The following is an 18,493-nucleotide window of genomic DNA, read 5'->3' on the forward strand; positions in this document are numbered from 1 at the left end:
GGCTATATTATCAAGTTAGCCTCTACGGTTTTTGCTTGAAAAAGCGAGTCATTCTCTTGATAACGAATAAGTAACTTGGTCCCTGCAGCAACAGGCTGATTCAAAGGTATTGAAAACTGGCGTTGGTTAACCTCGGTATAAATGGCGACATTTTTATTTGCCCCGACGATTTGCTTGGTTTGCGGATTAATCACCTCTATATCACCAATGCTACTGCGCTCACCAGTTCTTCGCAGAGTCACCTCAATAGTTTGCTTAGTGCTATTAACCGCGCTTTTTTCAATTGTAAGCTCGCTAGTTAAATCCCCTACTCGCATCACAACTGGGATAGCAACTTTCATATAAGCAGAAATAGACAAACTGAATGTGTCAGTACTTTGTTCTGTTGCATCAGTGCTACTTTTAGGTGCTAAAGGGATCTGATGAAAAACGATATAACTTCGATATTCGCCTTGGACAATATTTCTCGGTAAACGAGCAGCTAAACGAACTCGTACTCCCTGCTCAGGCTCTATATTAACTCGACGGGGTGAATAACGTACAAAACTTGCTAGCGAGTGGGTAACTTCTTGCTTTGATAATTCGACATACTCGCCATTGCTGAGCATTTTTTTATCTTCAAAATAGATATTGTAGCGAGCAGAACTCTTACTTTTATTGACTAAAGAGAAAACAGCACTGGTATTTTTGCGGTCAAGTTCTACACGAGTAGGGTTAACAAGTAGGTTGGCAGAGGCATTAAACGCCAAAAGTGAAGCAATACAGCAAAGTAAAATTTTTTTCATATGTACGCCTAGCTAATATACGAGGTTTACCCTCTTTTATTGTTTTAAATAGCTTACTTCGGCACCGACAATCGTCGATTAAAATAGGGACTAAAAAGTCATTTTACTTATAGCCCCTTAAAAGATTTAGTAAGTCACGCTCAATGTATAAGATAGTGCGTGAGTACCAGCGGTCGCGTCCGCTGCAGTGATAGCAAGGTTTCCAGCTACATTAATCGATGCCGTGTTACCAGATATTGTTTCAGAAGCATTAGCAACACTAGGGGTAAACACTACGCCATCTACACTACTGTTTGCGCCTGATACAGATACGTTAACAGAGCCATTAGCACCAGTAACGGTGAATACACCAGCAGCTTGTGTCGCGCCGCCAGAAACACATATAGTTCCCGTAGTTCCTCCGGCAAAATCGACTCCACAATTGCCATCAGCAACAATTGAAACATCACCAAACTCTAGCGCTGTAGCTTCAGTTACAGTTAGTGGGTAGACTAAATTGAAATTCGCTGTGCCAGTTGCATCCTCAGCAGTAGCACTAGCAGAAAGTAGTAGTGATGATGCAACAAGAGTAGAAAGTAGTATTTTATTTGTCATTATCCATTTCCTAAGTTTTATCGATTATTTTCATATTTTCGCTGTGCTAATTAAGGATTATTAAGCCACTGATCTACCGTAGTAATTATCTTTAATGCGTTGCTCGAAATAAAACTTATAACAATTTCATTACACTCTTCAATAGCTGCAAACCCTACTTCATAAAACTGTAATAAGATAAAAAATCAATAAAACATAGTCCATAAGTTCTATGTGGTTTTAAAAAAATGCCAGACAGAATTAAAACCTACTAAACCCAGCCAAAACCAGAATAAACCCTAGATAAATCTCGTATTTGCGGCATTAATAATTACTTATTTTTAATGTGGGTTACAAATACTTATAACTTAAACGGCTAATATATAACCATTAAACATAACCCTTTAGTCTAGAGTGAACACTCAAAAATATACTTTTGTACTATAAAAAACCTTTTTTAGTCTAATTTTTGAGCGATTGATTACTGTTATTTCTGTCCGGTTGTTATTTTAGCCTTTCCCGAATGTTAACTTTTCAGTAACCTAATGAGGCCCATTAAAACAATAACAAGGGGAAATATGTTTAATTCATTAAATAGCACAAGACATATCGCTGTTTATCGAGCGGTATTGACATTAACAGCCACCCTTATGAGCTACGTTTTAAGTACATCAATAGCCCAGGCTGCGGTTATCATTACAGAGATCCAGCCACTGAAGTACCCGACTACAGTAAAGAACTTAAACAAATCCACCGTAGTCATTGTGAATTGGAAAGGTAATCTTGGTGGGGGAACCAACGCAACCTTGCTCGATAACGACTATTACCAAGGTAAATATTTAGTCACTTCTGACAGCACAAAACCGATAACTATTGAGTTTTTTCAGCTTGCTAATGAAACCAAAGTGAATTTAAAAACGTTGAGAGTTAGGTATAAGAATAAAACCTATAAGCGTTTTCCAACTGTTGCGCTTGAAAACCCTGGAGTGAATGGAGAAATAATTTCTATTGGTGCTAAAGTCGTGGCGGGGAAAAAAGCAACTGCTGGGCAAAAGTCCCCGCAATATGTACTCAGAGTAACGGAGCAGTAGCAGTACTGCTCCAATTATGATGACTTATATCGCTATCAAACCAGCTCAAAAAAGTTAAACATTTCTGCCAATAAGTATGCGCTGACTTAAAATAAGCCTTTTATCAACAGCTAGGCTTCTGGCTTGATGATATTAAAATGACTATAAGCTCTGTTAGTTGCGATACGTCCTCTTGGTGTTCGCTGGATAAAGCCTTGTTGAATTAAAAATGGTTCTAGCACATCTTCAATGGTTTCACGCTCTTCACCAATTGCCGCTGCTAAGTTATCTAAACCAACTGGGCCACCCATAAACTTATCAATAATGGCCAGTAACAACTTTCTGTCCATGTAATCAAAACCTTCAGCATCCACATCAAGCATATCTAACGCTTCATCGGCAATCGATTTAGTCACTGCACCGCTATGTTTCACTTCAGCGAAATCTCTTACGCGCCTGAGTAAACGGTTAGCGATTCGCGGTGTGCCTCGAGAGCGTCTTGCGACTTCTATTGCGCCTTCATCATCAATTTCTAGCCCCATCACTTTAGCTGAGCGCGATACAATGCTTGAAAGATCTTTTACGTTATAAAACTCTAGTCTAAGCGGAATACCAAAACGCGCCCTAAGTGGTGAGGTTAATGCCCCTGCACGAGTCGTGGCGCCAACTAGCGTAAACGGTGGCAAGTCCAACTTTATTGAACGAGCTGCAGGCCCCTCGCCTATCATAATATCGAGTTGATAATCTTCCATTGCTGGATACAAAATCTCCTCGACAACAGGGCTTAAACGATGGATCTCATCGATAAACAACACATCATTAGGCTCAAGGTTGGTAAGTAGCGCCGCTAAATCTCCTGCTTTTTCAAGCACAGGGCCAGATGTAGACTTAATATTCACCCCCATTTCATTAGCCACAATCATAGCTAACGTGGTTTTGCCTAAACCTGGCGGGCCGTAAATCAACATATGATCGAGTGCTTCACTGCGCTTTTGCGCTGCTTCAATAAAGATTTTTAGTTGAGCTCGGGTATCATCTTGACCTGTGTATTCATCAAGCAGCTTAGGCCGCATGGCGCGATCTACGGCTTCGACTTCATCTCGGTCTAACACATGTGGCTGTATTAATCGGTCAGCTTCAATCATCTACAGTTCCTTAAAGCATCGATTTAAGAGCGGATTTAATTAACATCTCAGATGTCATATCTGCAGTATAAACTGACGATACCGCCTTACTCGCTTGAGCAGGTTTATAACCAAGAGACAGTAACGCTGCAATTGCGTCTTCTTCTGCGGTATTAACTATTTCAGGTGCTTTATAGTTAGACTGCAACACAAATTCTCGCTCTGAGCCAACCGATGTTTCCATCAAGCTCTTAAGCTTGTCACGCATCTCAACCAATAAACGTTCTGCGGTTTTCTTACCCACACCAGGAAGCTTAACTAGTGTTGCAATATCATCGCGCTCAACACAGGCAACAAACTCGCCGGCTGTCATGCCTGAAAGAATGGTTAAGCCTAGTTTTGGCCCAACGCCGTTTGCTTTAATCAATAATCTAAATAAGCTTCTTTCTTGCTTTGAAATGAAGCCATAAAGTAGCTGCGCATCTTCTCTCACCACAAAATGAGTAAAGATCACCGCTTCTTGGCCCAGCTCTGGTAATTCATAAAAGCTAGTTAATGGCATTTGAATTTCATAACCAACACCGGCAACATCCACCACAACTTCAGGTGCTTGCTTTTCAATTAATACACCGCGTATACGACCTATCATTTATATCGTCCATATGTTCTTACATTTGCTCGGCCGCCCAAGGCAACTAAGCTTTGGCAAGTATGATAATGACACACCGCCACACCGAGTGCATCAGCCGCATCAGCCTGCGGTGCACTGGGTAATTTAAGCAGTTGTTGGATCATATGCTGTACTTGTGTTTTTTGTGCGCGGCCAGTACCCACGACGGCGCTCTTTATCTGCGTGGCACTATACTCTGCAACTGGTAAGTTAGCCGCCGTAGCGGCAACAATTGCAGCGCCACGAGCTTGGCCAAGTTTTAACGCCGAGTCTGCGTTTTTGGCCATAAAAACCCGTTCAATAGCAAACTCGTCAGGCTGGTATTGTCTAATAATTTCCGAAAGGCCATCAAAGATCTGTTTTAATCGCTGTGGTAACTCATCAGAACTGGTGCGAATGCAACCACTGCCTAGATAAATCTGCTGTCGACCAACACAGTTAATAACACCATAACCGGTGATCCGGGAGCCGGGATCGACTCCCAAAATAATTGCCATAGATTACTTATTCCAAACTTTCCATGACTTCGTCAGAAATATCGGCGTTATGGTACACCTCTTGTACATCGTCATGATCTTCTAAATTATCAATCAAGCGCAAAAACTTAGGTGCTGTATCAGCATCAAGTTCTGCTTTTGTTGAAGGTACCATAGTCACTTCAGCATTTACGGATTCAAGACCTGCAGCATCGAGTGCATCTTTAACCACACCAAAATCTTCCGGTGAAGTTAGCACATCAATTGAGCCATCTTCAAGGGTCACCACATCTTCAGCGCCAGCCTCAAGTGCAGCGTCCATAATGGTGTCTTCATCTACGCCTTCATAAGAAATAATACCTTTTTTATCAAAAAGGTATGCAACTGAACCGTCAGTACCTAAATTACCGCCAGATTTACTGAATGCATTACGCACACCTGATACGGTGCGGTTTTTATTATCCGTCATGGTTTCAACCAAAACCGCGGTGCCACCCGGACCATAGCCTTCATAAATAATGGTCTCTAATACTTGGCCATCTAGCTCACCAGCGCCGCGCTTGATTGCGCGCTCAACGGTGTCACGGGTCATATTATTTGATAGCGATTTGTCGATAGCAGCGCGTAATCTAGGGTTTGAATCTGGATCTGAGCCGCCCTCTCGCGCCGCTACAGTTAATTCTCTAATAAATTTGGTGAATAGTTTTCCGCGCTTTGCATCTTGAGCAGCCTTACGGTGCTTAATATTGGCCCATTTACTATGACCTGCCATATCTATCTCCTTAATTTATACCCAAACAACCTAAACAGGATTTACAACTTAGTTTGCTTTTGTTGGATGTAAGTCACTTGGGTATATTTTATCGAAAAAAAAGCCGAGTCTTAACTCGGCTCTTAATCACGCTTTATTATTCAGCGTCTTTAGCGTCAGCTTTTGGCTCAGCCTCAACAACGCTTACACCTAATTCAGCTAACTGAACCGGATTAGCAAACCCTGGCGCGTTAGTTAACGGACAAGCTGCAGTGGTTGTTTTCGGGAACGCCATCACGTCACGAATTGAGCTGGCACCAGTCATTAACATGATGATACGGTCAAGACCGAATGCGAGACCTGCGTGTGGTGGTGTACCGTAACGCAAGGCTTCTAATAGGAAGCCAAACTTCTCGCTCGCTTCTTCGTCATTAATACCTAGAATTCTAAATACTGCTGACTGCATTTTGCTATCGTGAATACGGACCGAACCACCGCCTAATTCACAGCCGTTTAGTACCATGTCGTATGCATCAGAAATAGCAGCAATTGGGTTAGCTTCTAGTTCTTCTGGCGTCATGTTGCTTGGTGCCGTGAATGGGTGGTGCATTGCATGCAAACCGCCGTCAGATGTACGCTCAAACATTGGGAAGTCAACAACCCAAAGAGGCTTCCACTCGCCTTGCAGCAAGTCAAAGTCTTCACCCGCTTTAAGACGTAGAGCACCCATTGCTTCTGCAACGATGTTAGCTTTATCAGCACCGAATAGGATTAGATCGCCAGTTTGTGCGCCTGTGCGCTCTAATAGTGCTTTAACCACATCTTCGCTTAGGAACTTAAGCACTGGAGACTGAATGCCTTCCATACCTTGGTCAAGATCATTAACCTTCATCCAAGCTAGACCTTTAGCACCGTAAATAGTCACATACTTAGCGTATTCGTCTAACTGCTTACGTGAAAGTTTAGCACCGCCAGGAATGCTCAATACAGCTACGCGACCTTCAGGATCGTTTGCAGGGCCATTGAATACCGCGAACTCGACGTCTTTAACGATGTCAGCTACGTCAATTAGCTCTAGCGGGTTACGTAAATCAGGCTTATCAGAACCGAAACGACGCATCGCTTCTTCGAATGTCATTTTAGGGAACTCGCCCAAATCAACATTCAATAGCTCTTTAAACAGACCGCGTACCATTTCTTCAGTCTTATCCATCACTTGAGCAGATGTCATGAATGAAGTTTCGATATCGATCTGGGTAAATTCAGGCTGACGATCAGCACGTAAGTCTTCATCACGGAAACACTTAACGATTTGATAGTAGCGGTCAAAACCAGACATCATCAACAACTGCTTAAACAATTGTGGCGATTGCGGCAATGCGAAGAACTGACCTTTATAAGTACGGCTTGGTACTAGGTAATCACGGGCACCTTCAGGCGTCGCTTTAGTCAGAATTGGCGTTTCGATGTCTAGGAAACCGTTGCCATCTAAGAAACGTCTAACTGCACTAGTCACTTTAGAGCGGAATACAATGCGGTCAGCCATTTCAGGACGACGCAAGTCTAAGTAACGGTACTTAAGACGTTGCTCTTCAGTGTTGTGCTGGTTTTTGTCCATGTTGATTGGCAGTGGCGCAGAGCTATTTAAAATAGTTAGCTCTAGACCTAAGATCTCAATCTCACCAGTACGCATGTCAGCGTTAACTTGGCTATCTGGTCTTGCTCTTACAAGGCCTTTAATCTGAACACAAAATTCACTGCGTAGTGTGCTTGCAACATCAAACACTTCTGGAAGGTCTGGATCGTAAACAACTTGAACAATACCTTCTCTATCACGTAAATCGAGAAAAACTACGCCGCCTAAATCTCGGCTGCGGTTAACCCAACCCACTAGGGTCACTTCTTGACCTACGTGAGACTTATTGACGTCTCCACAATAATGACTGCGCATTTAACTCTTCCTTTATTCCGCAAAGCGATGCTTGAGGATCTGGTTCAAAACAAGACAAAACGGGCATTATAGAGAAATATTGCCGTTTTCCAAATAACTTATCGACTAGTCGGCTAACTATCCACCAATTTAGAATAAAAACTTATCCTAAGCTGTCGATGAGCTATGACTAGTTTACTTAGGTTTTAACGACTCAGGGCTGACATACTACAAACTTTTCAATTCCGCCATGCGTAATCGCAACTTAAATACACAATTTTAGGGCGCATTTGCTCTCAGCGAGATAACAAAGTTCATTCCAAACTCAGCTGAAAAATAATCGGCCCCAAATTTACCGCTATTGGCTGCGGTACGCCCTGCCGCCCGAGTGTTTAGCGCGATACATTTGCTTATCCGCAATTTTTAATAGGCCATCTATGCTATCACCGTCTTTAGGGAATACAGCAATGCCTATGCTGGCTGATGCAGAAAGCTCTGAGCCTTGTAAAGTAAAGGGCTGTGCTAAACCCGCCAATAAAGCTTCAGCAACTTCATAAACAGATTTGATATCTTTTATATCATTTAAAATAACAACAAATTCATCACCGCCTAAGCGCCCAATCGTGTCAGAGCGACGGATGCCATCTTTTAATACACCACTAACGTGCACTAAAAAGTCGTCACCAGCATGATGGCCGAACTGATCGTTTATCAGCTTAAAGCCATCAAGGTCGATAAAAATAACTGCAAACTGCGCCGTGGTGCGAGTATGTAGCAAAATAGCTTGCTCTAACCTATCTTCGATAAGCGAGCGATTCGGTAGCTGAGTCAAACTATCATGTTTAGCAAAATGGGCCATTTTGGTCTCAGCAGCTATCCGTCTATCTACCTCTTTGCGCAAATGCCTAATCGCAAATAAAGCCACAATAACCACAAGCATTAATACCACAAATATCACCAAGCCAAATTGCAGTTGTTTGTGGTATTCATCACGACCAAACTCGATTGTTTGTGCCACCCATTTTTGATGGATATTTTTTTGAGTTTCAGGGTCAATAGTGGCTAATACTTTATTCATTAACGGTAATAGTGCTTTCTTACTCAGATGCACACCAATGTGACTGCGCTGCTCAGCAAAATCGACCAACATCGACATTTTTAAACTAGTGTAATCGCCATTTCTTAATCCACTACTTAAATTAACCACTTTATCGATAAAGACATCGGCTTTACCTTCACTAACCACCTGCAAGCCCGCTTGACTATTGGGGACCAACACTAACTTTAGATCTGGATATTGCTGCATTAATTGCCTAACAATATGATAGCCCTCAACTACGGCGACCCGCTGGCCACTGAGCTCATCTAAACCAAATACATTAATATTGCTATATTGCGTAACAAGTCCCCAAGGTGATGGCCAATAAGGTACAGAGAAACCTATTTGGCCTTGTCGTTCCGCTGTTTGTGCAACGCTGGCAACCATATCAACATTGCCGGAAATAAGCGCATCTAATAATGTTTGCCATTCATCAAACGCCTGTGTGGTCACTTTTAAATCAAGCTCTTTAGCCACAATATTAACGATATCGCTATTAATTCCGGAGTATTCACCGTCAAGTTCAAATTCCATCGGCCGCCAGTCACGTAAATAACCGACCTTTATTGGTCCGATGTTATTTATAATCTGCTGTTGCTGAGCAGTTAACTCAACCATACCGCCCTGCTCCCGATAAATGCGGTCATCTGGATTTAGCATCCATTTGCGCTCAATCGCTGCCAGCTCAGCTAAGGAGATCTGCTGAAATCCTGCAGCCACTCGCGCCGAAAAACCAACATCTTTATTGCGATTTAACACATACATGTCAGTTTTAAATTCAACCCCGGCGAACTGATGAAACAAATCCCAACTTTGATTCAGTAGCAAGTGATGCTGAGTCCACGCACCTGCGGCAACAAATGCACTTATCTCCCCTTTTTTTGCCACCTCAATCATTTTACTTACCGAGGAGTAGAAACGAATTTCAGAATCAGGCAGCGTATCAATTAGATCGGTTAAATAAGGAGAAGTAGGGGCAACTCCCACGACCTTGCCTTTAAGTTCGTCCAAAGACTTAAGTGGGTGTTGGTAGGAAAATAATCGACTGGTGACTTGGTAAATCGTATGGGCACGATTTAACCCTGTTTGTATCGAAGCGCTTTCAGGGTAACCAAGGTGTACGTCGGCTATGCCCCGTTTCACATAGTCGACACTTTGCTTCATGTTTCCTGCAACAAAACGGATTGGCAGGCCAGTTTTTTCTGACCATAACTTCCATATATCGACCAGCAGACCATGGGGTAAATCATCTGCGCCTATATCCACATAAGGCCCTACACCCGACTGCATTGCGATAACAATATCGTTTTGGTAGCGTTTATCTCCCAGCCACTGTTTAACGTAACTATCGATAACGTTTTCAGGAATGGCATCGAATCCTGCCGAAATCTGCTTTAATAACTCTTGATTGGTTTTTAGTAATGCCGGATAAAAAGACATCTTGGCAATCGACTTACGGTTCTCCTTTGGAAACTGCACAGAAATAGTGTTGTTTATCTGGCTCTCACGTAAAAAGCCTTCCAAGCTGACAAATACAAAAACTTCACCATTGATAACGGCTTTAAGTAATTCAGTCCGGTTGTCATAAAAACTAAAGGTCAGTCTGGGTTCTTGTTTTTGTAACAGTGCGATTTGCGCGGCACCTCGAACAACACCTATTTTATAAGGTAATAAATCGGCTAACGTTTGTGGCTTAGGTAGTTGGTAATTGATATACAGAAAGCTCTGAAAGTTTAATATTTGAGGCCCAAACTGATACAACTCTGCTCTTCCAGTGGTTTTAGCCATTCCCATATGCACATCCGCAACCCCATTATCTAGATTGCTGGTTGAATCAACCCAGTTGGTTGGTTTAAAAATCACCTGAGTATTTGTTTGTTTTGACCATTCAAGCCAAATGTCCACTAGAAGTCCGCTTGGCTGATTATTTTCATCAACAAATTGAAACGGATAGGTATCATTGCTCATCGCAATAACAATTGGAGGCTTAGCGTCAACTTCGCTTGATATAGCAGCAGACGAAACCAGCATGGCTAAAAAGGCAAGCAACAAACAAGTGATAGTTTTCAATTACATTTCCCAAAAAGGTTAAATTTTTGCTTCTTTTTTGTTTTATTATTGCTATTAGACAAAATTTTATGGGGAATTTCCAGTGCTAGCCTTGCTGCTAAGTGTCATGTTTAGCTAGAATAAAGTGTTGAACTCCCACGATCTGATCACATGAACTCTTCACAAGATAATCTTTTTGCCAAGCCTTACAAACAAGTCAGCGACTTTCAATTCGATGACAAAGTCGCCGGTGTCTTTAATGACATGATCAGGCGCTCAGTACCTGGCTATGGGCAAATCATTAATACTATTGGTGATCTGGCACAACAATATGCTGCGCCAAATACAAAAATTTACGACTTAGGTTGCTCGTTAGGTGCGGCGACGTTAAGCATTCGCCGCCGAGTAGAGGGCCGCAACTGTCAAATTGTGGCTATCGATAATAGCGAGTCCATGATTGAACGTTGCAATGAAAACCTTGCAGCTTATGTCAGTGAAACACCGGTAGAGCTAGTTTGCGGTGATATTAGAGATATCAAAATTGAAAATGCGTCACTTGTTGTGCTCAATTTCACCATGCAATTTCTAGCGCCGAGCGATCGTGAGAATTTACTGAAAAATATTTACCAAGGACTGGTGCCAGGTGGCTTACTGGTACTTTCTGAGAAGCTGTACTTTAAAGAAGACAAAATTCAGTCAACACTAGACGATTTACATCTCGATTTCAAAAGAGCAAATGGTTACAGTGAGTTAGAAATCAGCCAAAAGCGTAGCTCGTTAGAAAATGTAATGAAACCTGATACGCTAGCCGAACATGAGGCAAGAATTAGAGCCCAAGGTTTTGAGCAGTTCAGTGTGTGGTTCCAATGTTTTAATTTTGCATCAATGGTGGCAATTAAGTGATTAGCTTTAGCTCGTTTTACAAACAAATTTCAGATTCTAGCCTGCAACATTGGCTGGAAACCCTGCCAGCAATCCTTGGCCAATGGCAGCGCGAACATAAGCACGGCTCACTACCTAAGTGGGAAAAAGTACTAAATAAACTGCACTATCCTGAAGCAGACATCATTGACTTTAAAAGTAGTGTAAAAATTGGTTCAGGTGAGCAACTAAGTGATGGTGAACGTGAAAAGCTTGAAAACCTGTTAGGTATTTTTAAGCCGTGGCGTAAAGGCCCTTATTCGTTACATGGTGTTGAAATCGATACAGAATGGCGTTCTGACTGGAAATGGGATCGCGTTGTACCGCATATCTCACCACTGGCTAACCGTACCGTTCTCGATGTAGGTTGTGGCAGTGGCTATCACATGTGGCGCATGCTGGGTGAAGGCGCTAAGCACGTTGTTGGTATCGACCCATCACCATTATTTATGTGCCAGTTTGAGGCAGTTAAACGCTTAGCAGGTAACGACCACCCTATTCATTTCCTACCGTTAGGGATTGAAGAGCTGCCAGCACTTGACGCATTTGACACTGTATTTTCAATGGGTGTGCTCTATCACCGCCGCTCGCCTATTGATCATATCTACCAATTAAGAGATCAGCTACGTACTGGCGGCGAATTAGTACTTGAGACGCTGGTTGTAGATGGTGATGAAAACACAGTGTTAGTGCCAAATGATCGTTATGGAAAAATGAACAACGTATGGTTCTTACCGTCTGTTGCCGCACTTATGCTGTGGTTAAAGAAGTGCGACTTTACCGATATTCGTTGTGTTGACGTGGATGTTACTTCGCTAGCAGAACAAAGACGCACCAAATGGATGCCAAATGAATCATTGGTTGATTATTTAGACCCTAATGATGTTAGCCTAACGGTTGAAGGTTATCCGGCGCCTAAAAGAGCGACTATTATCGCCACTAAAAATCAGCCAAACAAAGACTTAATCTAGCCAATAGTAAATGGGAAGCACTATGTTCAAGCAGATAATTTGTATTGCCGCAGTCACAACCGCCCTTGCGGGTTGTGCAACGACTAACGACAAGAATGCACCAATTCCAGTTGATGCCACTGCGCTTGAAGCCAGTTTAACTAAGCAAGAAACTAATATTCTGGCGGCAATTAATCATTGCGATCAAGCGCAATCTGCTGGGTTCGCAGCGCTCACAGCTCAAATTGACGAACTCAATAACAAAGTTGCTGAAATAAATGTAAAACCAGAACCAGCAGTTGTACCGGTCGTAGCACCAGTGCAATGCCCACCATCACCGATTGGCGATAAGTTTATGCTTGGCGCCGTTGAGCATGTTTATATTGATGAGGTGAAATCAAGCTTTGAGACTCGTATCGATACCGGTGCTGAGTCATCTTCACTTGATGCACGTAATATCATTTTATTTGAAAGAGATGGTAGCCAATGGGTTCGTTTTGACGTATTCACCCAAGGCGAAAAACAACCGGCTAAAACCTTCGAATCAAAAGTTGAACGTTTTGTACGCATTAAGCAAGATGCTGAAGATAAAAGTGATCGCCGCCCTGTGATCCATGCTCATCTTGAAATTGGTCAGTACAAAGCTGAAACAGATTTAAACCTAAGTGACCGTAGCCATTTAGAGTATCCACTTTTACTTGGCCGCAAGTTTATGCAAGATATCGCGGTTGTAGATGTTGGACAAACCTTTATCCACGGAAAAAAACAAGACGCTAAGTCGTCTAAAGCCAATAAATAGGATAATTGCAAATGCATTCTAGAAAACCCTTTTACATTTTAGTCGCATTGCTATTTATTAGCGGTATTGCGGCTAGCGTTTATCGCGGCATAGAGCACAGCGTACCTTTTTTACCAGGAAAGCAAGTACAAAGCTGGGCTGTTGACGCCAAAGTGAGCTTTCGTGGTACAGGCGAGCCTGCAGAGGTGTCGTTCTCTCTACCTGAAGATCCTGCTTATGAAATTTTGGTAGAAAACGCGACCTCACCAGGTTACGGCTTAACCATTACTAATAATGCCATCGATCGCCGCGCAATTTGGTCGATTCGCAGTGCAACCGGTACTCAAGATCTTTATTACAAAGTCACCCTCATTCCAACCGGCCAAGATAAGCTTTTGGAAGATAAAGAGCCACAAAGCCCGTCTGCGTACCCATGGCCGGCAACAGAGCAAGCTGCTGCAGAACAGGCTATTGATGAAGTGTGGTCAAAAAGCGCGACTAACCTTTCTTTTGCTCAGCAGTTAAATAAAGAGTTAAACGCCAACGAGCGTAGCCAGAATATTGAGCTACTGCTTACCAGTAATTCACCTAGTAAATTGTTTATCCGCATGCTGCATAGCAAAGGGATCCCGGCAAAAGAAGTCAGCGGTCTTTATCTAGAAGATCAGCGCCGTAGACAGCAATTATCTAATTTTGTTGAAGTGTATAATGACGGCCAATGGCATCTGTTTAACGCAGAAGAAGGCACTCAGGGCCGTCCTGATAATCTACTGCTGTGGGATCGCTCTGGCACATCTGTACTGGATGTTATTGGCGGTGTAAATTCGCAAGTTAACTTTTCAATGCTGCAAGACACGCGTTCAGCGTTAGCAACTGCAATTGATGTAATGAAAAACGACAATGCGTTAGATTTCTCGCTATATCAATTACCACTAGAAGAGCAAAGCCTATTCAAAGGTATTTTACTGATCCCAATTGGCGTACTTATGGTCGTGTTCTTACGCGTACTTATTGGTATTAAAACATCGGGTACCTTTATGCCGGTGCTAATTGCCCTCGCCTTTATTCAAACAACGCTGTTTACAGGCTTAATTGGTTTCCTATTGATTGTGGCGTTTGGTTTGATGATCCGCTCATATCTTTCTGAGCTCAACCTCTTGCTCATCTCCAGGATCTCCGCAGTAATTATCGTGGTGATAGGGATTATCGGCTTATTTACCTTGCTGTCATATAAGTTTGGCCTAAGCGAAGGTTTAACCATTACTTTCTTCCCAATGATCATCTTGGCATGGACCATTGAGAGAATGTCTATCCTGTGGGAAGAAGAAGGCCCGAAAGAAGTTATCGTGCAAGGTGGCGGTAGCCTATTCGTAGCAACCCTTGCTTACTTAGCAATGAGCGCAACTTGGGTTCAGCATTGGGTATTTAACTTCTTAGGTATTCACTTAGTTATTTTGGCATTAGTGTTATTAATGGGCCAATACACAGGATATCGCCTGCTTGAACTTAAACGCTTCAAGCCACTAGCTGGAGAAAAATAATGTTTCTAGCTAAGCCTTCAGATTTAAGACGCAACGGCGTGCTTTGTATGAATAAACGTAATATCGACTATATCGGTCGATATAACCCGCGTAAGTTTTACAAACGAGTCGATGATAAGTTAACCACTAAGCAATTGGCATTGGCGAATAACATCGCCGTGCCAGACTTAATTGGTACTGTATCTGAGCAACACGGTATTGCAGATATTCCAGGCATGGTAAATAACACTGACGGCTTTGTAATTAAGCCGTCTAAAGGTTCTGGCGGTAAAGGGATCTTGGTGGTTACCAAAGTTGAGAATGGTCGATACTACAAGCCTAACGGCCAAGAAGTCACTCCTTCAGAAGTTGACCGTCACGTTTCTAACGTACTCAGTGGTCTATTTTCATTAGGTGGTAAGCCTGATGTAGCTATTGTAGAGGGCTTGATTCAATTTGATCCTGTATTTGATGGTTACTCTTATGAAGGTGTACCAGATATTCGTCTGATCATCTTTAAAGGCTTTCCAATTATGGGCATGTTGCGACTTTCTACCGCGGCATCCGACGGTAAGGCCAATTTGCACCAAGGTGCTGTGGGTGTCGGAATTGATATTGCAACAGGTAAAGGCCTACATGCAGTGCAATTTGACCAACCTATTGATCTGCATCCTGACACGCAAAAAGAGCTTATTTCGATACAAGTCCCTCAGTGGGATACGCTATTGCACACAGCGTCAATGGCTTATGAAATGTCAGAACTTGGCTATCTAGGTACCGATATGGTTCTCGATAAAAACAAAGGGCCGCTTTTGCTTGAGCTAAATGCGCGTCCGGGTTTAGCGATTCAAATTGCTAATGGTCGCGGTATTTTACCTAATCTTCGCCATGTTGAAAAAATGGGCAACCATAATATGACTGTTGAAGAACGTGTGGCCTACGCCAAAATCCATTTCAGTGCCAACAGCTAATCTACGTCAATGGCTGTTAAAGCCAGCTATCTGGTGTTTATTTTGCTTTAATACGGCAGCTTATGCTGCCGTATCTCCTATCCCACTGTTAGTTGAGCAATGTCTGAGTTATCAGTTTCCTGCTAAGCACAATTTAGATATTCAAGCTAACAAGCCTAATGAAAACAATAACTTTACTATAGAAAACCAAGCCATCGAACTTGAACGAAACCTCATTGGCTTTTTCAATATCAACGATAGGCTCAAGTATTATCGTCAATTTCCACTCACATACGCTGACCGTGAGCGTGTGTTGCAATGTCAGTTGTATCTAGCTGACGAGCTAGCGCTGTTTTTTAAGTCGGCAGAGTTTCAATCAATTCGTTTTAAACTTGCGGCTAGCCAAGATCCTAATATTCAAGCATTAGCAAAACGCATCAATCGTTTAGCAAAAAACACCGAAAAGCCCTACGATAAAGCGCAATTACATACGGCGCAGGCGACTTTTAAGCAAGGTGTGAGCAGCCAGTCACTAAGCCTGAATTTTATTGGCGAGCGTTGTAAATTAGATCAGCCTGAAGCGATGACTGAACAAATAACAAATCAGCACGACAAATCCTTTAACGACTCTTTAGCCAGCTATTTAATTAAACAGCCCAATGAACAGTGTAGAAAGGAAGTGTGGCAAGCATATCAAGGCCGCGCATCGATAAAAAACCACACCGCACTCATGCAAATCACAGAGCTGCGCCAGCAGCAAGCCACACAGGCAGGTTTTAATGACTATGTCGAAAATATGCTGAGTCAGCAATGGCTAGCAGAGCCGAGCTTAGTCGCTAAATTTTTAGATGCGCAAACTCAAGCTATTAATATCGCCCCTTGGGATCTTGGCCAACTACTGGCAAAAGCACAATCAACGAAGGTCGAGTCATACAGCTCACAGTTATGGCTACAGCAAATAAGTACTGCACTCGAAACGCTTGGGATCCGTTTCTCCAAGGTTAATCCAAAGCTTTATCGTATTTACCATGAACAACGATTAATTGGTGAGGTTTATGTCAACCTTGGTAAAAGGATTAAGGCCAAAGCCATTCGTCATACTGTTGTTGGTCAGCAGTTTGGTCAATTTGAGCTAACCCTTCCCACTGATTTAAGCCAATATAAAACCCAAAGTCAGGTCATTAACGCACTTGCGCAAATTGTTAGTCAGCTAGCCAGTGGCGATAAGTATTATCTTAATAATACCCTAGGCGAAACTCAGGACAGCGCCAAAATCGACCTGCTTTGGCTGCAAATTTGGCTTAAAGCTAAGCTTTTACCTACACCGACACCAGATAGCAGAGAAGCAATATTGCAGCGTTATTCAGCGCAGCTACAGGTGTTTCGCGCTAAGGTCGCATTCAATACTTATTTAGCAGCAGACAGCAACAACAAATTCGATTTAAGTAAAGTATTTACGCTCGCATTTGGTAAGGGTTGGGATAATATTAGCGATTCTGCCTATAGTTTTAGTGGCATTGTCTACCAAGGACCAATTTACTACCAAAACATCTGGCAACAGGCCGTAGCCAAGAATATTTACCAGTCGACAAAAGACTGTCAGAATCAAAAACGTGTTTTCAACAACTTAGTGGTTAATGAAACCGCTAGCGATTTAGCAACTCGATTGCAATTATTACTAGGGGAGCCAATAACCAGTGACTCACTCATCAAAAGGACTCAATATGCCTTCAATCCTCAAGATCAGTACTCTCGCAGCTGCACTTTTTTGCGCCAATAGTTTTGCCGCCGACCTTGCTGTCACAGAGTCAACTAAGGCAGAAGTCTATCAAGGGATAAAAAACAACCTTGAAGAGCATCTATTCGAATTGCCTCCTCGTGTGCAAGGTCACTATGGCATTCGTCAATATCGTATGACTGGCGATACCAAATACGCCAATGCTGCACTTGTTGATTTATACGCTGTCACTGAAGCTCAAGCGTTTTACGCCTGTAATATTGATAAGCCAGGCTTTATCTCTGAACAGGCAGAACAAGCAATTTCGGTACTAGGTAAAGGGCCACGTGCAAAAGCACGTAAAAAGGCGCTACAGCCCTTCCCTGAATTCATTTTTTATACCGATGTATTATTGCGTTACTCAAGCCGTATTGATGAGTTTGGTTTTACCGGCCCATGTCATGACCAGCTTACTGCAGCACTGAAAAAAGCCGACTTAAAAACCGGTTTAACTGATAAAGCCATGATAGAAACTTGGGCTGCGCAGCTCATTAACTACGTTTATTGGGCAAAGCAGATTGGTGTAGGTGATTATCTAGCTGATTACAAACAAGCATTTATTGATGTTTATCCAGACAGTAAAGACAACACGCTAGATAAAAAACAGTATCGCAATAAGCTGTACGGTATGACCCACTTTGTTTTTGCGGCGAGTGAATACTACCAACACAATGTCGATGCTAAAGAGTTTGCATGGATTTTAGATCACTTCGAGCACAATATTGACCGCATTTTAAAAGATGCCACAGACGATATTATTGCTGAAGTGGGTATTAGCTTCTTATTAGCTGGCCAGCCAAACAACCCTGTTGTCAAGAAAACCCAGCAGCACATCATCAATGCATTTGATCAAAAAGAACAAATCATTTTATCACCAAGAGGTAACCCAGATCTGGTGATTGGCGAACACCGAAACGTATTAGCAATGATGTTACTTGATTGGCCGGAAAAGTTGCATAAAGGCCCGTACCTTTCAGAGTTAAAAGCGACTAAAAAGTATTTGCCCAAACAAGTTACGCCAATAAAAAAGTAACTCGTTCAGTTAAGTAAATTACCTTTAAAGGGCCCCT

The 18,493-nt window shown here is 42.5% G+C and carries 16 protein-coding genes; 8 read left to right on the forward strand and 8 right to left on the reverse strand.

The window, feature by feature from the left end; translation table 11 throughout:
* Window positions 1-2: 2 nt before the first annotated feature.
* Both L2740_RS02735 and L2740_RS02740 read right to left on the reverse strand, forming a co-directional pair.
* Entirely contained in the window at window positions 3-785 is a 783-nt protein-coding gene (locus tag L2740_RS02735) for a fimbrial biogenesis chaperone (protein WP_248948500.1), read from the reverse strand.
* Between the two features lie 126 nt (window positions 786-911).
* Window positions 912-1,379 (reverse strand): hypothetical protein, encoded by a 468-nt coding sequence (locus L2740_RS02740; RefSeq protein ID WP_248948501.1) that lies wholly within the window; start codon window positions 1,377-1,379, stop codon window positions 912-914.
* 557 nt (window positions 1,380-1,936) lie between these two features.
* Between L2740_RS02740 and L2740_RS02745 the strand changes: the two genes are divergently transcribed.
* Entirely contained in the window at window positions 1,937-2,449 is a 513-nt protein-coding gene (locus L2740_RS02745) for a hypothetical protein (RefSeq protein ID WP_248948502.1), read from the forward strand.
* 110 nt (window positions 2,450-2,559) lie between these two features.
* On the opposite strand, the gene ruvB is transcribed toward L2740_RS02745, so the two are convergent.
* The 6 genes from ruvB to L2740_RS02775 form a co-directional block, all read right to left on the reverse strand.
* Window positions 2,560-3,573 (reverse strand): Holliday junction branch migration DNA helicase RuvB, encoded by a 1,014-nt coding sequence (gene ruvB, locus L2740_RS02750; RefSeq protein ID WP_248472377.1) that lies wholly within the window; start codon window positions 3,571-3,573, stop codon window positions 2,560-2,562.
* Between the two features lie 10 nt (window positions 3,574-3,583).
* Window positions 3,584-4,201 (reverse strand): Holliday junction branch migration protein RuvA, encoded by a 618-nt coding sequence (gene ruvA / locus L2740_RS02755; protein ID WP_248948503.1) that lies wholly within the window; start codon window positions 4,199-4,201, stop codon window positions 3,584-3,586.
* On the reverse strand, window positions 4,198-4,719 hold the full coding sequence (ruvC, locus tag L2740_RS02760) for a crossover junction endodeoxyribonuclease RuvC (protein WP_248472375.1): 522 nt from the start codon (window positions 4,717-4,719) through the stop codon (window positions 4,198-4,200). Before ruvC ends, ruvA begins: the two co-directional genes overlap by 4 nt.
* 7 nt (window positions 4,720-4,726) lie before the next feature.
* Complete coding sequence (locus tag L2740_RS02765) at window positions 4,727-5,470, reverse strand: YebC/PmpR family DNA-binding transcriptional regulator (RefSeq protein WP_248948505.1); 744 nt, start codon at window positions 5,468-5,470, stop codon at window positions 4,727-4,729.
* A 136-nt stretch (window positions 5,471-5,606) separates the two neighbouring features.
* Window positions 5,607-7,400 carry an aspartate--tRNA ligase gene (aspS, locus tag L2740_RS02770; protein ID WP_248948507.1) on the reverse strand — a complete coding sequence of 598 codons (1,794 nt, stop codon included), beginning with the start codon at window positions 7,398-7,400 and terminating at the stop codon, window positions 5,607-5,609.
* A gap of 337 nt (window positions 7,401-7,737) precedes the next feature.
* Window positions 7,738-10,548 (reverse strand): diguanylate cyclase domain-containing protein, encoded by a 2,811-nt coding sequence (locus L2740_RS02775; RefSeq protein ID WP_248948508.1) that lies wholly within the window; start codon window positions 10,546-10,548, stop codon window positions 7,738-7,740.
* 150 nt (window positions 10,549-10,698) lie between these two features.
* Here L2740_RS02775 and cmoA point away from each other — a divergent pair, with 150 nt between their 5' ends.
* Genes cmoA through L2740_RS02810 form a run of 7 tightly spaced genes read left to right on the forward strand, consistent with a single transcriptional unit; the run spans window position 10,699 to window position 18,456 of the window.
* The gene (gene cmoA, locus L2740_RS02780; protein ID WP_248948509.1) at window positions 10,699-11,430 is read left to right on the forward strand and encodes a carboxy-S-adenosyl-L-methionine synthase CmoA; all 732 of its coding nucleotides are present in this window, start codon (window positions 10,699-10,701) and stop codon (window positions 11,428-11,430) included.
* Window positions 11,427-12,419: a tRNA 5-methoxyuridine(34)/uridine 5-oxyacetic acid(34) synthase CmoB gene (gene cmoB, locus L2740_RS02785; protein WP_248948511.1), complete on the forward strand. Its 993-nt coding sequence runs from the start codon at window positions 11,427-11,429 to the stop codon at window positions 12,417-12,419. Before cmoA ends, cmoB begins: the two co-directional genes overlap by 4 nt.
* Before the next feature lie 22 nt (window positions 12,420-12,441).
* A complete protein-coding gene (locus L2740_RS02790) occupies window positions 12,442-13,197 on the forward strand; it encodes an ATP-dependent zinc protease family protein (protein WP_248948513.1) in 756 nt (251 codons plus the stop codon).
* A gap of 11 nt (window positions 13,198-13,208) precedes the next feature.
* The gene (locus L2740_RS02795; RefSeq protein ID WP_248948514.1) at window positions 13,209-14,717 is read left to right on the forward strand and encodes a UUP1 family membrane protein; all 1,509 of its coding nucleotides are present in this window, start codon (window positions 13,209-13,211) and stop codon (window positions 14,715-14,717) included.
* On the forward strand, window positions 14,717-15,667 hold the full coding sequence (locus tag L2740_RS02800; protein ID WP_248472367.1) for an alpha-L-glutamate ligase-like protein: 951 nt from the start codon (window positions 14,717-14,719) through the stop codon (window positions 15,665-15,667). The genes L2740_RS02795 and L2740_RS02800 overlap by 1 nt, the downstream gene beginning before the upstream one ends.
* Window positions 15,627-17,426: a M3 family metallopeptidase gene (locus tag L2740_RS02805; RefSeq protein ID WP_248948606.1), complete on the forward strand. Its 1,800-nt coding sequence runs from the start codon at window positions 15,627-15,629 to the stop codon at window positions 17,424-17,426. The genes L2740_RS02800 and L2740_RS02805 overlap by 41 nt, the downstream gene beginning before the upstream one ends.
* Window positions 17,371-18,456, forward strand: a complete 1,086-nt coding sequence (locus L2740_RS02810) for a DUF3541 domain-containing protein (protein ID WP_248948515.1) — start codon at window positions 17,371-17,373, stop codon at window positions 18,454-18,456. The genes L2740_RS02805 and L2740_RS02810 overlap by 56 nt, the downstream gene beginning before the upstream one ends.
* Window positions 18,457-18,493: the final 37 nt, after the last annotated feature.

This window comes from Shewanella pneumatophori (assembly GCF_023283895.1).
In the GTDB taxonomy this organism is placed as follows: domain Bacteria; phylum Pseudomonadota; class Gammaproteobacteria; order Enterobacterales; family Shewanellaceae; genus Shewanella; species Shewanella pneumatophori.